Here is a 15,747-nt window from a genome sequence, read left to right on the forward strand (position 1 = left end):
GCCCGTGCGTCGCTCCCGTTTTGTGTCTGGCTTGTCCGTGGGCCTCTCGATGGCAGCGGCCGCTGCGTTGTCCGCGATGCCCACGTGGGTCGCCGCGCAGCAGCCGCCGGCCACGCAGCCGCCGCGTCCGCCCGCCGGCTTTCGCGGCGGCACGCAGATCAAGCCCGGCGAAGACTGCCCCGCCGGCATGACGGAAATCCGTCCGAACAACTGCCTCGCGCCGGCGTCACCGCCGCCGACCATTGTGGACTATCGCCCCAAGTCCACGTTGATCGTGCCGGCGGCCGGCATGAAGTGGAAGGCCAAGTATCCGGTCGTCGATTTCCATGGCCATCCGTCGGGACTGCTCGGCAACGCCGACGGCATCGCACGTCTCGGGGCCTCCATGGACTCGGTGAACGTGCGGCTCATGATCGCCGCCGACAACGTGAGCGGTGACCGGCTCACGCGCACGATGGAGCTGGTGAACGGGTCGCCGACCATGAAGGACCGCGTGCGGTTGCTGACCGGCGTCAACCTGAACGGCGTCGGCCCGGGCTGGGCGGCCAAGGCCGTGGCGCAGCTCGAAGCCGACGTGAAAGGCGGCGCAGTCGGTATCGGCGAAATCGGCAAGGGCTTCGGCTTGAGCACGAAGAAGGCCGACGGCACGCGCTTGCGGCTCAACGACCCCGATCTCGATCCGATCTGGGAAGCGGCCGCGCGTCTCAAGTTGCCGGTGTTCATTCACACCGCCGACCCACAGGAGTTCTTCCGCGAGGTCGACAACACCAACGAACGGTGGCTCGAGCTCACGCTCTTCCCGGAGCGGCTGTATCCGCAGGACAAGTATCCGAGCTTCAACCAGCTCATGGCCGAGCGCGACAGTCTGTTCCTGCGCCACCCGAAGACGACGTTCGTGGCCGCGCACCTGGGCTGGCACGCCAACGATCTCGGTCGATTGGGACGCATGTTCGACAAGATGCCGAACGTGCTCGCCGAAGTGGGCGCGGTGTTGTACGACATCGGCCGTCAGCCGCGTAGCGCGCATGACTTCTTCATCAAGTATCAGGACCGCCTGCTCTTCGGCAAAGACTCGTTTCAGCCCGAAGAGTATCCGTACTACTGGCGCGTGTTCGAAACGCGTGACGACTACTTCGACTACTACCGCGACTATCACGCCTTCTGGAAGCTGTACGGCATCGACTTGCCGGACGTCGTACTGAAGAAGGTGTACTACCAGAACGCCCTGCGCATTATGCCGGCCATTCAGATTCCGGGCTGGCCGAAGTAAGAGGTGTGTTTCGGCCTAGTTCCGGAAAAAGATCACGCAGAGTCGCAGAGAGCGCAGAGGCGCAGAGAACAAAATTGTCTTCTCTGCGCCTCTGCGCTCTCTGCGACTCTGCGTTTTCGGTTCAATGACCCTGCCCCAACACCGACGCCGCGATCGCATCGAGTCCGCCGCGCATCGGATCGCACACCGGTACGCCTAACTCCGTCGAGACACACTCGGCGTACGTACGCCACTCCTCATCAGACAGCGTCGAGGAATTTATGCTCACCCCCGCCAGTCGCACGTTGCGGTTGGTGACACGAGCGGCGGTGAGATACTGCGCCACTGCGTCGGCCAGCGGCGGGATGGGATGATTTGGGCGGTACTCGATGGTGAGCCGCGAGGGGTCGTGGCAGAGTACGATGCAGTCGGGCTGCGAACCGTGCAGCAGCCCCAGCGTAACGCCCGCGTATGCCGGATGAAACAACGAACCCTGCCCTTCGATCACATCCCAGTGATCGGGCGCGTTGTCGGGCGACAACAGCTCGGCCGCGCCGGCAATGAAGTCGGCCACCACCGCGTCGATCGCGATGCCTTGTCCGGCGATCATGATGCCCGTTTGTCCGGTGGCGCGGAACGTGGCCTTGGCCCCGCGTGCGCGCAGCGCGTTGGTGAGCGACAGCGCCGTGTACTTCTTGCCCAGCGCGCAGTCGGTGCCCACGGTGGCCACGCGCATACCCGTGCGCTTGTTCCCCGTGCCGGCGGGAAAGGTGGCATCGCTATGGCGCACATCCATGAGGCGCACGCCGTGCCGCTGTGCGGCGGCAAGGAGACTCGGAAACGACGTCAGTCGCGTGTGCATCCCGCTCACGATGTCGAGGCCGCTGGCGATCGCTGCGTCCAAGTCGGGGAGCCAACTGTCGGGCACGCGTCCGCCCACCGAGGCGATGCCGATCACCAGACTGCCGGCGCCGCGCGCGGCGGCATCGGCGGGCGACAATCTGGGGAGCCCCACGCTGACCGTCGCCTGCGGCAGGCTCCACTCGCCGATCACGTCATCGGGGCACCAGTCGCGCAGCCCGCAGGCGGTCTTGGCGTCGGTGGGGTGCGTAGAGTCGCCGAGGTACAGGAGGTACGGTTTGCGGAGTTCGGGCATGGCGTGCACTCGCGGGCGGTGGAGTGGAATCGCTAGTCGTGCGTGCGCATGATCGACGCTACGAAGGAACACGCGCGATCAGCACGAAAAGTCCCCAGAAGCGGTCGATCTTTTCGCGCGCGACGTTGATGCGCTCAAAGTTGGCACCAGCCACAAGGCGTTGCACAGCGGCCGAAGTGAACGTCTGCGTATGGGCGCGGTCGAAGACGCGCAGGGCGACGTCGAGCGCGCGCATGGTGAGAAAGTCTGCGCACCAATCGACGATGACCAGGCGGCCGCCGGGGGCGAGTACGCGATGCATTTCGCGCAGGGCGCGCGGTGCGTCCTCCATGTAGTGCAAGGCGCTGGTGCTCACGACCGACTGTACGCTCGCATCGGCCAGCGGCAGCGCTTCGCCCGTGCTCTCAACCAGCAGCACCGCGGGAGCAAGTCGGGCGCGGGCGCGGAGCAGCATGCCGACCGTAGCGTCCACCCCGATCAGCCGGGCTGACGGCGCGCGGCGGTGGAGCTGTTCCAGCAGCGCGCCGGTGCCGCAACCCACGTCGAGCAGCCACTCGTTCGGCGTGAGTTCGAGCCGGGAAGCCGCCAGCGCCGTGGAGGCGGCCACGTATCCCTTCCACCGCTGGTCGTAGTGCCCTGCCAGCGCGTCATACTCCCGTTGGACGGCGCGGAGGCTCATGGGCGGCCTGCGTGGCTCAGCACGGCGCCTAGGGGCAAGCGGCGCGGCGAATACATCGAGGAGCCGTTGGGGGTTGCCCGCGCGGGGCTCTCGCCATTTTCTTCACTGAGGTCAGCGGCAGAGATGTCGCGCAAGAGAAGGCGTGGTGGCCGAGTGGTTTAAGGCAGCGGTCTTGAAAACCGCCGAACCTGAAAGGGTTCCGTGAGTTCGAATCTCACCTACGCCGTGTGTACAACGAAAGACGCCCGCGATCGGCATACCGATCGCGGGCGTCTTCTGTTTCGAACAACGCTTACGGCGTAACGACCGCGCGCAGCGTGACCGCCGAGTACGCGGTGTATCCGACCACACGCACGCGCCACGTACCGGAGACGACGTTGGTCGTGATCGTGCACGTCTCATTGGGACCTGCCGTCTCCGCGATGCAAGCGGCCGTCGTGGTACCCGGGCGATACACCTCGACATCCGGGTCCTGGCTGCCGGCACCAGTCGTCGTGACCGTGATGCCCGTCGCACCCGCCGGAACGTCGATGAGGAACACGTAGGCCGAGTTGAGCGGGCCGGCGATGACTTGCGCGACGTTGTTGAGCAGAGGGTTGAACGTCAAGCTTCCCGTCTTTCCTTCGCTTGTTGCACTCACGGTGAACGTACCGGGCGTCAGCGCGGTCACGAGACCGGTCGCGGACACGGATCCGGTTGCGGCCGCGGTCGAGGCCCAAACGATCGGACGATTCGACAATACGTTGTTGTTCGCATCGCGTAGTGTTGCCGTCAGCTGCTGCGTTCCGCCGGTCGCGAGTACCTGTGTCGTCGGAGACAGCGTGACCGTGTTCACGGGAGCCAGCGCTTCAACGGTCACGTTCACGGTGGCAGTCCGTCCTTCGCTGGTCGCGGTGATCACCGTGGTACCCGGTGCCACACCCGCAACCACACCATCGGCGTTGACGGTCGCGACCGTAGCCGCCGACGAAGACCACGTCACCGAGCGCGCAACCAAGACATTGCCCGATCCATCGAGCGTCCGGAACGACAGCGAAAACTGCTCGCCGACAGCAACCGGCCGAGTGAGGCTCACGATGGAAACCGTGGCGACCGCGGGCACCCCCTGCAGCGACGCAATGCCCGTCACGCCATTGATAGTGGCCTGAATGGCCGTGCTGCCCGCCGTGAGCATGGTCACGAGGCCGGTCGATGACACGGTGGCGATCGTCGGCTCGACCGACGTCCAGGTGACCGCACCCGCCGAGACCGTAGCACCCGTCTTGTCGAGCAAAGTGGCCGCAAGCTGCTGCGTCTGGCCGACGCGAAGACTCGAGACGCGCGGCGTGACCGAGACCGTGTTGGTGTTGATGACCGGCGCGGTGACGGCATCGTCATCGTCGTTACACGCGGTCATGCCGCCCACGAGGAGCGTGGCACCGAGAAGCAGGCGGGTCGCGACAATCCCGCGACGAAGGGAGCGAAGCTGAAGCATCGTCAGAAGGCTGGAGGGGCACGGCGCGGGATCGACACGATCCCGGTGATCTGGAACACCCTAAGAAGAGAATCAGCGATCCCCGAGTTTCGCTAGGGATTTCGTGTGATGATTGCGAGCATAGCTTCCTTCCTATGGCAAATTCCTCGAGTCGTCCCCGTCGTTCGTCCCGGCCGTACCGCGTCCTGATGGGTTCGCTAGTCTGTCTCACTGGCACCGTGGCGCTCGCGCGTGGAGCGTGGGCGCAGGCGCTCACGTTGGCCCCTGCCGTGCGGATCACCGAGCAAACCAGCGGCACCGCGAAGCTGCTGCAAGCGGTGCACGCGGTCTCAGAGCGCGTCGTGTGGGCGTCGGGTCACGGCGGCGTGGTGCTCCGCTCGATCGACGGCGGTGACAGCTGGGAAGCGCGCCCCACCGCCAGTGGCGACTCGCTCGAGTTTCGCGATGTGCACGCCATCGACGCCGACACGGCCTGGATCATGTCGGCCGGCAGCGGCGCCAAGTCGCGGATCTACCGCACCACCAACGGCGGCGCCTCGTGGACGCTGCAGTTCATGAATCCCGACACGGCGGCATTCTACGATTGCCTCTCGTTCGGCAGTGGACGCGGTCGCACCGGCGTCGCCTTCAGCGACGCGTCAGCCGGACGCACCAATATTCTGCACACCGACAACGACGGCGCGTCGTGGAAGCTGCTGGCCCAGTCCGCCGTGCCAGCCCCATTGCCCGGCGAAGGCGCCTTCGCGGCCAGTGGTTTGTGTGTGGTGCACGGCGACGCGCGCACGGTGTTCATTGCCACCGGGTCTCCCGGAGCGCGGCTGATGCGCAGTCGTGACGGCGGTAGTACGTGGGACGTGGAGAACACGCCGTTCACGCGCGGCACGGTGGCAGGTCTCACCGGGATGGCGTTCAAGGACGGGCAGCAGGGCATGGTCGTGGCCGCCGACATCAACCGGCTCCGAACCGACTCATCGACCGCCGTGGTCGGCATCACCACCGACGCCGGACGCACCTGGGAGCTGCGCACGCGTCCGCCCCTCCCTGGCGCGCTGGTGGGTGTGGCGTGGGTGCCGGGCGCGGGAAGCGAGACGGCCGTGGTGACGAGCTATGGCGGTGCGTTCATCACGAGCGACGGCGCGCGCACGTGGCGCACTCTTACCAATGCGCTCACGACCGGCGTCAGTGCCGTGGGTTCGCGGGCGTGGGTCGTGGGCGGCGGCGGCAAGATCACGCGACTCGACTGGTAGCAGGACGCGGCGGGGCGTGTGCTGGACGACGTAATCAGCGCACGCCATGATTGAGGGATGCACACTACTCTTTCTTCACGGCGTGGCGCTATCGCGCTGACGCTGTCCATCACCGCGTCGTTCTCCGCGTGCGCTGGCGACAAGGCCCCCGAGTCGGCCAGCGCCACCAGCGCCGACTCCACCATCTCTCCCGCCCTCGCCGCCATCACCGCCGATGGTCTGATGGCCCACACCAAGGCCCTCAGCGACGACTCGCTCGAAGGCCGCGCGCCGGCCACGCCGGGCGAAGACAAGACCGTCGCCTACCTCCAGTCGCAGTTCGCCGCGATGGGGCTCAAGGGCGGCATGCCCGATGGCTCGTTCGTGCAGAAGGCCACCTTCGCCGGCATCACCGGCAAGCCCGAAGCGTCGTTCCGCATTGGCTCTCGCGTCATGCCGCTGTCGTTCCCCGCTGATTACATCGCGCGCACGCGCCACGAAGTGCCGGTGATCGATGTGGACGCCGAGATGGTGTTCGTGGGCTACGGCGTCGATGCGCCGGAGTACGGATGGAACGACTACAAGAACGTGGATGTGAAGGGCAAAGTGCTCGTCATGCTGGTGAACGATCCCGCCGTAGCCGATCCGAACGACAGCACGAAACTCGACAGCACGATGTTCAAGGGGAAAGCGATGACGTACTACGGTCGATGGACCTACAAGTACGAGATCGCCACCGCGAAGGGCGCCGCCGGTGCGCTCATCATTCACGAGACGGGGCCCGCCGGCTACCCGTTCGAAGTGCTCAGTGGCAGCGCCGCGCTCGAACAGTTCGACATCGCCACGGCAGACGGCAACAAGAGTCGCACCCAGGTGGAAGGCTGGATCACGCAGCCCAAGGCCGAAGAACTGCTAAAGGCCGTCGGCAAGGATTTCGCCGCACTGAAAGCCGCCGCGCGCCGCAAGGACTTCACGCCGGTGTCACTGGGTGCGAGCGCGAAGATCCACATCAGCAACAGCACGCGTCGCGTGGAATCCCGCAACGTCGTGGCCAAGCTCGAAGGCAGTGACGCCGCGCGCAAGAACGAGTACGTGATCTATAGCGCGCACTGGGATCATCTCGGTCGCGACACCAGCATCAAGGGCGACCAGATCTTCAACGGCGCGCTCGACAACGCGAGTGGTACCGCGCAACTGCTGCAGATCGCGAAGGGCTTCAATGCCCTGCCCACGAAGCCCGAGCGCTCGATTATGTTCGTCGCGCTCACCGGCGAGGAGAAAGGTCTCATCGGTGCGAAGTACTTCGCCGCGAATCCGCCGGTGCCGTTGGCCAACGTGCTCGCCAACATCAACATGGACGGCTTCAGCCAGTGGGGTCGCACGAAAGACGTGACCGTAATCGGCCTCGGCAACAGCACACTCGATGACGTGCTGGCTGATGTGATTCGCCCCGCCGGTCGCGTGCTCGCGGGTGATCCGGAGCCGGAGAAAGGGTTCTTCTATCGTTCCGACCACTTCGAGTTCGCCAAGCAGGGCGTGCCGGCGCTCTACACCGAAGCCGGTGTGCAATTCGTGGGCAAGGACTCCACGTACGGCATGAAGAAGCGCGAGGAGTACACGTCGCGCGACTATCACCAGCCCAGTGATGAAGTGAAGCCCGACTGGGATCTGAGCGGTGCGGTGGAAGACACGCAGGTGCTGCTGCAGGTCGGCTTCCGCGTGGCCAACGGCACCGCATGGCCCACCTGGAAGCCTGGCACCGAGTTCAAGGCGAAGCGTGACTCGGTGCTCAAGGCCGCCGGCAAGTAGGGCGAATTACTTGGGCTCTGGTTCGAGGTGTGACTCCACGAACCAGAGCTGCTTGTCGGTCTCACTGGTAATGCGCGTGAGCAGATCGGCGGTGATGGCATCGTCGGCATCCGACGCCTCCTCGATATTCGCGCGTGCCGCGTTGGCGCACGACGCCAGCGCCTCGGCTACCACGTGCACCCACTCGTCGGCGTGGTCGACCATCAGCGGCGCCTTGGACAGCCGGCTCCGTTCGGCGATCACCGGCAATGTGCCCTCCGCCGGTACGCCAAGCTGACCGGCGCGCTCGGCCAATTCGTCAGACCATCCGACCGCGAGGCCGGCCGTGGCGTCGAACAGCTCGTGCAGCTGCTGGAAGCGGGCGCCGCGAACATTCCAGTGCGCCTGCTTGGCCTGCCGCTCGAGATCGAGGTAGTCGGCGAGGCGCTCGTTCAGGATCATCCCCATGGCCGCGCGGGTCTCGGCGGGCAGGTCGATGCGCGTGTGAAAGTGGGTGCTAAGATCGGTCTTGTTTGACATTCTGAACTCCCGAATAGTCTGGAAACCAGCGGAAAACGGACGGCGTAACTCGGTAGTGCAAGGGGCGCGCCGACGCGTTCCTCAGCAATGTCCGCAGAATTTGCCGATTCCGCGACCGGTTGACCCCGGGGCGTCTCCGGGTGAGATTGCTGGTCTGAAGTACAACGAAGTACAACTGGCCTGCACCGCTGCCTCTGGGCACCGTCGGCAAGCTTGGGAGGGGTGGCCGAGAGGCTGAAGGCACCGGTTTGCTAAACCGGCATAGGGGGTCAACCTCTATCGCGGGTTCGAATCCCGCCCTCTCCGCTGCGCGGGTCCGCTGCACTGTCGGCGGGCCCGCGCTGTTTTTTTATCCAGTCCTGTAGCGTTCCCGATTCTTCGGTCTGCCGCATATATGTCGTCGTCAGAGTCTCCCGTGAAGCGCCCCCGTGTGCGCTTCGCCCCGTCACCGACCGGCTTTCTCCATGTCGGCGGCGCGCGTACCGCCCTGTTCAACTGGCTGTACGCCAAGAAGTTCGACGGCGACTTCCTTCTCCGCATCGAAGATACCGATCGCGCCCGCAGCACCGACGAAAGCACCCGCGCCATCTTCGAAGGGCTTGAGTGGCTCGGCCTCACGTGGGACGAAGAGGTCGTGTACCAGGGCGCCAACGTAGAGCGACACTATGCCGACGCGCACCGGTTGCTCGACAGCGGCGCGGCGTACCGCGATTTCACGCCGCCGTCGGAGACGGAGCGGCTGCGCAACGAGGCCGAGGCCCGCGGCGAGTCGTACCGCTTCGATCGTGACACCGCGATGCTGAGCGAGGCGGAGATCGCCGACAAGCTCGCGCGCCACGAGCCTTATGCGATCCGCTTCAAGGTGCCCGATGGCTACACAGAGTGGCCCGATCTGGTGCATGAGCGCATCGCGTTCCCGAACAAGGACATCGAGGATTTCATCATCCTCCGCTCTGACGGCACGCCGGTGTACAACATGGCCGTCGTGAGTGACGACATTGCGATGGGCATCACGCTGGTCATGCGCGGTGACGATCACATCTCGAACACGCCGAAGCAGATCCTGTTGTATCGCGCGCTTGGCGCGGACGTGCCACAGTTCGGGCACGTGCCGATGATTCACGGCGCCGACGGCAAGAAGCTGTCGAAGCGTCACGGCGCGACGGCGGTGGGCGACTATCAGCACCTGGGCTTCTTGCCGCAGGCGATGCTCAACTTCCTCGCGCTGCTGGGTTGGTCGCCGGGTGACGACATCGAAGTGATGCAGCTGCCGGAGCTGATCGAGCGATTCAACGTGCATGGTCTGCACGCGAAGGCCGCGATCTTCGACACGAAGAAGCTGGAGTGGATGAACGGCCAGCATTTGGCATTGATTCCGATCGCCGAGCTGGCGCAGGTGGTGGCGCCGTTGTTCGAGAAGGCGGGGCTGGCCACGGTGGCCGATCTCGAATCACGCCCTGAGTGGTTTCACGGCGTACTGGAGTTGCTGCGCGTGCGGGCGCGTCTCACCGACGAGATCGTGCAGTTGGCCACCACGTTCTTCGGCGAGACGGTGGAGTACGAAGCCGAGGCCATCGGCAAGCAGTGGCGCGACGCGGCGGTGACCGGCGAGATCCTGCAGGCCACGTACGATCGGTTGGCTACGCTCGAGTCGTGGGAGCCGGCGGCGATGGAAGAGGCGCTGCGCAAGCTGGCCGAAGAGAAGGGTATTTCCGGCGGCAAGATCTTTCAGCCGCTGCGCGTGGCGCTCACCGGAAAAACAGTGAGCCCGGGTATTTTCGAGGTGCTGCTGTACGTGGGTCGCGAGCATTCGCTGGCGCGCGTGGCGGCGGCGGTGTCATTTTTGAAGCAGGACGCGTAGGCGCTCCCGCTCGCGACGCCGCAAAGCCCTACCGGTCGCCGCCGCTCTTCACGGGCGCGGCCACCGTGGCACTCGGTGCCTTGAGTCGATCGCGACGTTCCTTCTCGCGACGATCGCGCAGTTCATTCACGATCTTGCGGAAGTCGGCTTCACCCATGCCGCGCTCGGACATGCGCATGATGTCGGTGCGCGACGTGGCGAGGCGACGCTCGGACTCCATCTGCGACATGTTGCCGCTCATGCGGCCTGCGGTGCCGGCATTGAGCGGCAGCAGCGCTAGGAGGGCGTTGGGGATCATCACCTTGCCCAACCGAATGCCTTGGCTATCCCAGCCCCACTTTTCGCCGTTCTTGCCGGTCTTGGTCCAGTCGCCGGGCTTCCGTCCCGTGCGACCCTGTGCGCGATTGAGTGAATCGAGCGAGTCGGCCGCCTGGGTGAGGATGAAGCCCATGATGCTGTCGAGGTTGTCGGCGCGATCGCCGCCACCGCCACCGCCGGCGTTGCCGACCACGACGGGATCACGCCACACGCGCCCGTCGAAATAGCCGGGGCGCACACCGCGCACGTTGGGGTCACCGGCACCAATGCCGCTGCCGTCGCCCTGCCCCACGGCCGCACCGCTCCCGGTGTCGCGCGGCGCCGATGGGGCCGACACCACTTCGGGGCCCGACGTGACCGGCATGGTCACCGCGGGTCGCGTGGTGGTCGTGGTCTGCGGCGTCGGCTTCTTCACCTGCGCCACCGGCTTCGGCTGCTCACGCGGCGCGACGTACGTGAGCCGCTCTTCGATGGGCGGCTCGCCGCTACCGAAGCGCAGCCACGACGGGATGCCGTGCCCGAACGTGAGCACCTGCACCAGCACCACGCCGACGAGCAGGTGGATGCCGACCGCGATGAGTACGGCGCGTGACGCGCGCTGCTTCTCGCGAACCGACCCACCCGACCGCGCCCGGGCGCTGAGCGCGCCACGTGTGCGGCTGCCATTCGGCGCGGACGATTCCCCCGCCGGCGGAACCGGCGGCGTGTCACCAGAGGGCTGGCGACTGCGGGGAGGGGGAATCGGTGACATATCTAAAAAGATACCCTGAATTTCGGCTCAGGTGCCCGCGACCACGGGATTCGACACGATACTGAGCCCCAGCAGCTCCACTTCGACCACATCGCCCGGATGCAGGGCTTTCGTCCCTGCTGGGGTGCCGGTTGCCACAATGTCGCCCGGCTCGAGCGTCATGAACTGCGAGATGAACGACAGCAACATCGGGATCGGGAACACCATGTCGGCCGCCGTGGCCCGCTGGCATTCCACGCCATTCACGCGGGTGACCAGCGTGATCCCCGACAGATCGGCCGGCGCGGCGCCTTCCGGACCGATCGGGCAGAACGTGTCCATCCCCTTCGCCCGCGACCACTGACTGTCGCTGCGCTGCAAATCACGCGCGGTCACGTCGTTCAGCGCCACGATCCCAGCAATGCCGGCGATGGCTTCTTCTTCGGTGGCCTTGGTGAGCCGCTTGCCGATCACGAGCGCGATCTCACCTTCGAACTCGATGTGGGTGGAGATGGGATGCAGCACGATCGCATCGCCTTCGCGGATGATCGACGAGGGCGGCTTGAGGAAGAACATCGGCTCTTTCGGCACATCGTTGCCCATTTCCTGGGCGTGCGCGACGTAATTGCGGCCAACGCAAACGATCTTTGACGGAGTATGCATGTGAGCTCGCGGGTGCTGAGTCGGAGTAGCGGTGAATGCGCGTGCCAAAAGCTATCCAACTTTCCGGGATTTCGTGCGGGCTAATCTCAGGCGCCACGTGAACAGCCAACTGCTTCACCGCGAATTTGCGCCGACGCGACACGGATGGGCGCCACGAAGGCTTGCCGTTTTCCTTATTCAGATAGCTGCTGTTCATCCGTGCGGTGTTCGCGTGAATAGAACCGAGACACTTCATCGCGCACCGTACCCCACGGTCCCGTCACTCTTTTTGCGGGCGGCAGCGCGTTCAGCAAATCGCGTCCGTAGCGCTTGGTGACCACGCGTGGGTCACTGATGACGACCACACCGGAGTCGGTGGCGGTCCGGATGAGCCTTCCGAAGCCCTGCTTGAGACGCAGCGACGCGTGCGGCAACATGAACTCCACGAACGCATTGCCGCCGCGCGCTTCGATCGCTTCGCACTGCGCCGCCACCATGGGCTCGGTGGGCACGCGGAAGGGCAGCTTCGCGATCAGCAAGCCACGGAGCGCGTTGCCCGGCACGTCCACCCCTTCCCAGAACGTCGCGGTACCCAGGAGCACGGCGCGGCCAGAGTCGCGGAAGCGCTGCAGCAACACATCGCGAGGCTCCTCACCGTGCACCAAGAGTGGCGTCGGTCCATCCATCCCCATCTCGCGCAGCTGCTGCGCCATCTCGCGCACGTCGCGATGACTGGTGAACAGCCCGAATAGTCCGCCGTCACTCGCGATGATCAGGTCGCGCATCTGCTGCACGACCGCCGCGAAGTGTTCACGCGGATGTTCGTTCGGCGCCGGCAAATCCGTGGGCACCACCAGCAGCGCCTGCCGCGGATAGTTGAACGGAGACTCGAAAATCGCCGTGCGCTTGGTGAACTTGCCTTCGTCGAGCCCCAGCCGCTGTTCGAGAAAGCCGAAGCCACCGTCGGTGGCCAACGTGGCACTCGTGATCACCGTGGTCTCCACGCGACCAAACAGGTCGTCGCGCAGCACCGGCGCCAGGTCGAGCGGCACGCAATGCACCGCCACGTTGCGCTCGGTGGCGGTCGGCTTCCCCTGAAATTCCATCCAGCGCACCACCGGATCCTTGTCCTTGGGCGGCTGCAGCCCGCGCGACAATGAATCACCGGCGCCCGCCAACCGACGCGTCACGGCGCGCACTTCGTTCAGCAGCGGCGCCATCTCTTCGCTGCGCTTCTGATCACTTTCCAATCGCTCGGTCACCAACCGCAGCCCGTCGCTGAGCGACGCGATCTCGATGAGCAGTTCGGCCAGCGTGTCTTCGATGCCGTTCAACCACAACGGATGCTGCTGAAATTCATCAGTCAGCCGCAGAATCGGCGCCCCGGTGCCTTCGAGCACCGCCGACAGCAGCTCGAACAGCAGCTGCGTACGATCACGCGCCGTAGCCGCACTCGACACCATGCGCTCACGCACCAAATCGAGACTGGCCACGCTGTGTAGATCGCTGAAGCCGCCCAGCCGGGCCGCGAGTGCGGGCAACAATCCCTTGCCACGGCGCTCGAGTCGGTTGAACAACCGCGCGAGTGCGCGGCGCGTGATCGAGCTGCCAAGGTGCGACGCGGCCGCATCTTCGAGATGGTGGCCTTCGTCGATCACCAGGCGTTTGTACGCCGGCAGCACGGCCGAGTCTTCCCAGTTCTGCGCCTGCCGTCGCACGGCAACGTCCGACAACAGCAGGTGGTGATTCACCACCACCACATCAGCCGCCGCCGCTTCCTTGCGCGCCTTGAACAGAAAGCACTTGTCGTAGAACGAGCACTTCATACGCCCGCACAAATCAGGCTCGGCCGCGACCTCATCCCACACATCCGGGCGCGGCGGCGTGGGCAGATCGGCCAGTGTGCCGTCCTGCGTTTTCTCGGCCCATTCGGCGATCTGCTCTACATCGCCGGCGCCGCCGTCGTCGAACAGCGCCGCCCCTGCCCCGCGCGCCTGCTCGAGGCGCATGAGACAGAGATAGTTGCGCCATCCCTTCAACAACGCGAAGCGCACCTTCTGGTCGGTGAGCGCGCGCTGCAGGAAGGGCAAGTCCTTCGCGACCAACTGCTCCTGCAGCGTGATCGTATTGGTCGAGACGATCGTGCGTTCACCGTTGGCTGCGGCCCATCGCAACGCGGGCACGAGATAGCCCAACGACTTGCCCACGCCGGTACCGGCTTCGAGCAGCGCCACGCCACCGCGATTGAACGTCTCGGTGACCGCGGCCGCCATTGCCCGCTGACTGGGCCGGTCTTCGTAGTCGCGCGAGCCGCTCACGCGCTGCATGGTCTGCGCGATCAGGCCGTAGGGCCCGAGCGTGACATCCACGTCGTCGAGCGACACCGGCAACTTCTGTTTGCTGCGCGGCACTTCGGCCACCACGTACACGCGGGTGGCCTCGTTGTCCACGATCGCGAAGCCCACACCGTTGCCGTGAATGCGCGCCGCCACTTCCAGATCGGCGTCACTGGGCTCGAGCAATCCCGACGGATGGTTGTGCAACATCAACTCGCCGCGCTCAGCCACTCCAGGCAGCGCCAGCACACTGCGCACGTCGCCGCGGAACACCACGCGCGCCGTCGTGATCAGGTTCTCGTCGTCGACGGTGCACACAAAGCACACTTCATTGCCGCCGGCGAGTTTGATCGCCACCCGCACGGCGGAGGCGGCCTTCGGTGACAGGCGCGTTTCACCCACCGTCTTCGCGCCCGCCTTCACCACACGCTTGCCCGTCACGTCTTGCGCGGCTTCTTCTTCGCAGCGGGGAACAGGACGTTGTTCAGGATGAGCCGGTAGCCGGGCGAGTTCGGGTGCAGCGACAGATCAGTGGGCGCACTGCCGATGGCGTGCTGCGCGTCTTCGGGGTCGTGACCGCCGAGGAAGGTCCACGAACCCTTACCCGCGTCACCGTGCAGATACTTGCTCCACGGCGCACCATCTTCGCTGGCGAGCACGGTCACGCCGGGCTTCACGATCGCGCGATTGAAGCTCGTGGTCACGCCGTAGAAATCGGGCACCACGGTGCGATGATTCTGCACCAGCATCGTGGCGACGGGATCGAGCTTGGCGGAGAAGTCGAACAGCGTGAACGTGCCGAGCGGCTGACGACGGGCCGGCACGTTCACCTGATGGCCGTCGATGTCGCTGAGCGCGTTGATGTACGGCGACGGTTCGACATGCGCCCCCGTAAAGGCCAGCGCCCGCGTCCAGTCCATGCGCGCGTCGGCATCGGGCGCCGGCGGGGTGCCGTCGGAGAATGGGCCGGCGATGTCGACCGTGAACGCTGCGATCGCGAGGTCGAGCGACTCCGTGGCACCGCACATGGCGAACAGGAATCCACCACGTTCCACGAAGCCACGGATGTTGTCGGCCACTGCCTTCTTGAGCGCTGGCACGTCGGCCTTGCCGAACCGCTTGGCCATGGCAATGTCGCGCTCACGCTGCGCGACAAACCACGGTGCATCGCGGTACGCGAGATACAACTTGTTGAACTGGCCCGTGAAATCTTCGTGGTGCAAATGCACCCAGTCGTACTTCGACAGATCACCCTGCATTACAGCATCGTCCCACACCGACGTGAACTCGATGCCGGCATACGTGAGCGCGAGCGTCACCGCATCGTCCCAGGGTGGCTGATCGACCGGGCGGTAAATCGCGATCTTGGGGGCGCGCTCCAGCACGACGGCGTCCATGTTGCCGCCGGCGACTTCGGCGCGCACTGCGGCCACTGCGGCATCGGTCATCAACTCGATGCTCACGCCATCGAGCGCGGCCCGACGACGCAGATCGGGCGCGTCGGGCAGCAGGAACGAGCCGCCGCGATAGTTCAGCAGCCACTCGGCCTTCTGCCCGTTCTTGAGCGCGAGATACGTGACGCCATACGCCTTCAGGTGATTGCGCTGACTGTCGTCCATCGGCAGCAACATCGACTGGGCCGACAGCGAGCGCGCCATGGTGAGTGACACCATGGTCACGAGCAGGGCCGCGATCACGCGGCTCCAGAGGGTGCAACGAACGAACGAGCGCATAGGAGAAATGTACCC

12 protein-coding genes and 2 tRNA genes are annotated in these 15,747 nt (G+C 65.4%); 6 read left to right on the forward strand and 8 right to left on the reverse strand.

Translation table 11 applies throughout. The features are described 5' to 3' along the window. Nucleotides 1-4: 4 nt before the first annotated feature. On the forward strand, nucleotides 5-1,270 hold the full coding sequence (locus HKW67_RS08015; protein WP_171224886.1) for an amidohydrolase family protein: 1,266 nt from the start codon (nucleotides 5-7) through the stop codon (nucleotides 1,268-1,270). Nucleotides 1,271-1,391: 121 nt separating this feature from the next. Here HKW67_RS08015 and HKW67_RS08020 read toward each other — a convergent pair whose 3' ends face one another. Beyond that, on the reverse strand, nucleotides 1,392-2,405 hold the full coding sequence (locus tag HKW67_RS08020; protein WP_171224887.1) for an N-acetyltransferase DgcN family protein: 1,014 nt from the start codon (nucleotides 2,403-2,405) through the stop codon (nucleotides 1,392-1,394). 58 nt (nucleotides 2,406-2,463) lie between these two features. Continuing rightward, nucleotides 2,464-3,084 (reverse strand): class I SAM-dependent methyltransferase, encoded by a 621-nt coding sequence (locus HKW67_RS08025; RefSeq protein WP_171224888.1) that lies wholly within the window; start codon nucleotides 3,082-3,084, stop codon nucleotides 2,464-2,466. A 139-nt stretch (nucleotides 3,085-3,223) separates the two neighbouring features. On the opposite strand from HKW67_RS08025, the gene HKW67_RS08030 reads away from it, so the two are divergent. After that, a tRNA-Ser gene (locus HKW67_RS08030) sits at nucleotides 3,224-3,310 on the forward strand. 66 nt (nucleotides 3,311-3,376) lie between these two features. Here the strand turns inward: HKW67_RS08030 and HKW67_RS08035 are convergent. Continuing rightward, nucleotides 3,377-4,558, reverse strand: coding sequence for an Ig-like domain-containing protein (locus HKW67_RS08035; protein WP_171224889.1), 1,182 nt, complete (start codon nucleotides 4,556-4,558; stop codon nucleotides 3,377-3,379). Between the two features lie 188 nt (nucleotides 4,559-4,746). Between HKW67_RS08035 and HKW67_RS08040 the strand changes: the two genes are divergently transcribed. Both HKW67_RS08040 and HKW67_RS08045 read left to right on the forward strand, forming a co-directional pair. Beyond that, the gene (locus tag HKW67_RS08040) at nucleotides 4,747-5,805 is read left to right on the forward strand and encodes a WD40/YVTN/BNR-like repeat-containing protein (RefSeq protein ID WP_171224890.1); all 1,059 of its coding nucleotides are present in this window, start codon (nucleotides 4,747-4,749) and stop codon (nucleotides 5,803-5,805) included. Between the two features lie 57 nt (nucleotides 5,806-5,862). Then, on the forward strand, nucleotides 5,863-7,593 hold the full coding sequence (locus HKW67_RS08045) for a M28 family metallopeptidase (RefSeq protein ID WP_171224891.1): 1,731 nt from the start codon (nucleotides 5,863-5,865) through the stop codon (nucleotides 7,591-7,593). Between the two features lie 6 nt (nucleotides 7,594-7,599). Here the strand turns inward: HKW67_RS08045 and dps are convergent, their stop codons facing one another. Continuing rightward, nucleotides 7,600-8,112 carry a DNA starvation/stationary phase protection protein Dps gene (dps, locus tag HKW67_RS08050; protein WP_171224892.1) on the reverse strand — a complete coding sequence of 171 codons (513 nt, stop codon included), beginning with the start codon at nucleotides 8,110-8,112 and terminating at the stop codon, nucleotides 7,600-7,602. Nucleotides 8,113-8,328: 216 nt separating this feature from the next. On the opposite strand from dps, the gene HKW67_RS08055 reads away from it, so the two are divergent. Together HKW67_RS08055 and gltX are read left to right on the forward strand one after the other, a co-directional pair. After that, nucleotides 8,329-8,418 (forward strand) — tRNA-Ser (locus tag HKW67_RS08055). A gap of 109 nt (nucleotides 8,419-8,527) precedes the next feature. Then, nucleotides 8,528-9,973 (forward strand): glutamate--tRNA ligase, encoded by a 1,446-nt coding sequence (gltX, locus tag HKW67_RS08060; protein WP_171224893.1) that lies wholly within the window; start codon nucleotides 8,528-8,530, stop codon nucleotides 9,971-9,973. A 28-nt stretch (nucleotides 9,974-10,001) separates the two neighbouring features. Here the strand turns inward: gltX and HKW67_RS08065 are convergent, their stop codons facing one another. The 4 genes from HKW67_RS08065 to HKW67_RS08080 form a co-directional block, all read right to left on the reverse strand. Then, nucleotides 10,002-11,042 carry a hypothetical protein gene (locus HKW67_RS08065; RefSeq protein WP_171224894.1) on the reverse strand — a complete coding sequence of 347 codons (1,041 nt, stop codon included), beginning with the start codon at nucleotides 11,040-11,042 and terminating at the stop codon, nucleotides 10,002-10,004. Nucleotides 11,043-11,069: 27 nt separating this feature from the next. Beyond that, nucleotides 11,070-11,684 (reverse strand): fumarylacetoacetate hydrolase family protein, encoded by a 615-nt coding sequence (locus tag HKW67_RS08070; RefSeq protein WP_171224895.1) that lies wholly within the window; start codon nucleotides 11,682-11,684, stop codon nucleotides 11,070-11,072. 173 nt (nucleotides 11,685-11,857) lie between these two features. Beyond that, nucleotides 11,858-14,440 (reverse strand): helicase C-terminal domain-containing protein, encoded by a 2,583-nt coding sequence (locus tag HKW67_RS08075; RefSeq protein ID WP_171224896.1) that lies wholly within the window; start codon nucleotides 14,438-14,440, stop codon nucleotides 11,858-11,860. Beyond that, complete coding sequence (locus HKW67_RS08080; RefSeq protein WP_206044647.1) at nucleotides 14,437-15,732, reverse strand: hypothetical protein; 1,296 nt, start codon at nucleotides 15,730-15,732, stop codon at nucleotides 14,437-14,439. The genes HKW67_RS08075 and HKW67_RS08080 overlap by 4 nt, the downstream gene beginning before the upstream one ends. Between the last annotated feature and the right edge of the window lie 15 nt (nucleotides 15,733-15,747).

It is taken from the genome of Gemmatimonas groenlandica (genome assembly GCF_013004105.1).
GTDB classification, from domain to species: domain Bacteria; phylum Gemmatimonadota; class Gemmatimonadetes; order Gemmatimonadales; family Gemmatimonadaceae; genus Gemmatimonas; species Gemmatimonas groenlandica.

Bases quoted from the DNA above. Each gene is read 5' to 3' on its own strand.
- HKW67_RS08020 (WP_171224887.1), bottom strand. From the start codon at position 2,405: ATGCCCGAACTCCGCAAACCGTACCTCCTGTACCTCGGCGACTCTACG.
- HKW67_RS08040 (WP_171224890.1), top strand. From the start codon at position 4,747: ATGGGTTCGCTAGTCTGTCTCACTGGCACCGTGGCGCTCGCGCGTGGA.
- HKW67_RS08045 (WP_171224891.1), top strand. From the start codon at position 5,863: ATGCACACTACTCTTTCTTCACGGCGTGGCGCTATCGCGCTGACGCTG.
- dps (WP_171224892.1), bottom strand. From the start codon at position 8,112: ATGTCAAACAAGACCGATCTTAGCACCCACTTTCACACGCGCATCGAC.
- HKW67_RS08025 (WP_171224888.1), bottom strand. From the start codon at position 3,084: ATGAGCCTCCGCGCCGTCCAACGGGAGTATGACGCGCTGGCAGGGCAC.
- HKW67_RS08065 (WP_171224894.1), bottom strand. From the start codon at position 11,042: ATGTCACCGATTCCCCCTCCCCGCAGTCGCCAGCCCTCTGGTGACACG.
- HKW67_RS08070 (WP_171224895.1), bottom strand. From the start codon at position 11,684: ATGCATACTCCGTCAAAGATCGTTTGCGTTGGCCGCAATTACGTCGCG.
- HKW67_RS08080 (WP_206044647.1), bottom strand. From the start codon at position 15,732: ATGCGCTCGTTCGTTCGTTGCACCCTCTGGAGCCGCGTGATCGCGGCC.
- HKW67_RS08035 (WP_171224889.1), bottom strand. From the start codon at position 4,558: ATGCTTCAGCTTCGCTCCCTTCGTCGCGGGATTGTCGCGACCCGCCTG.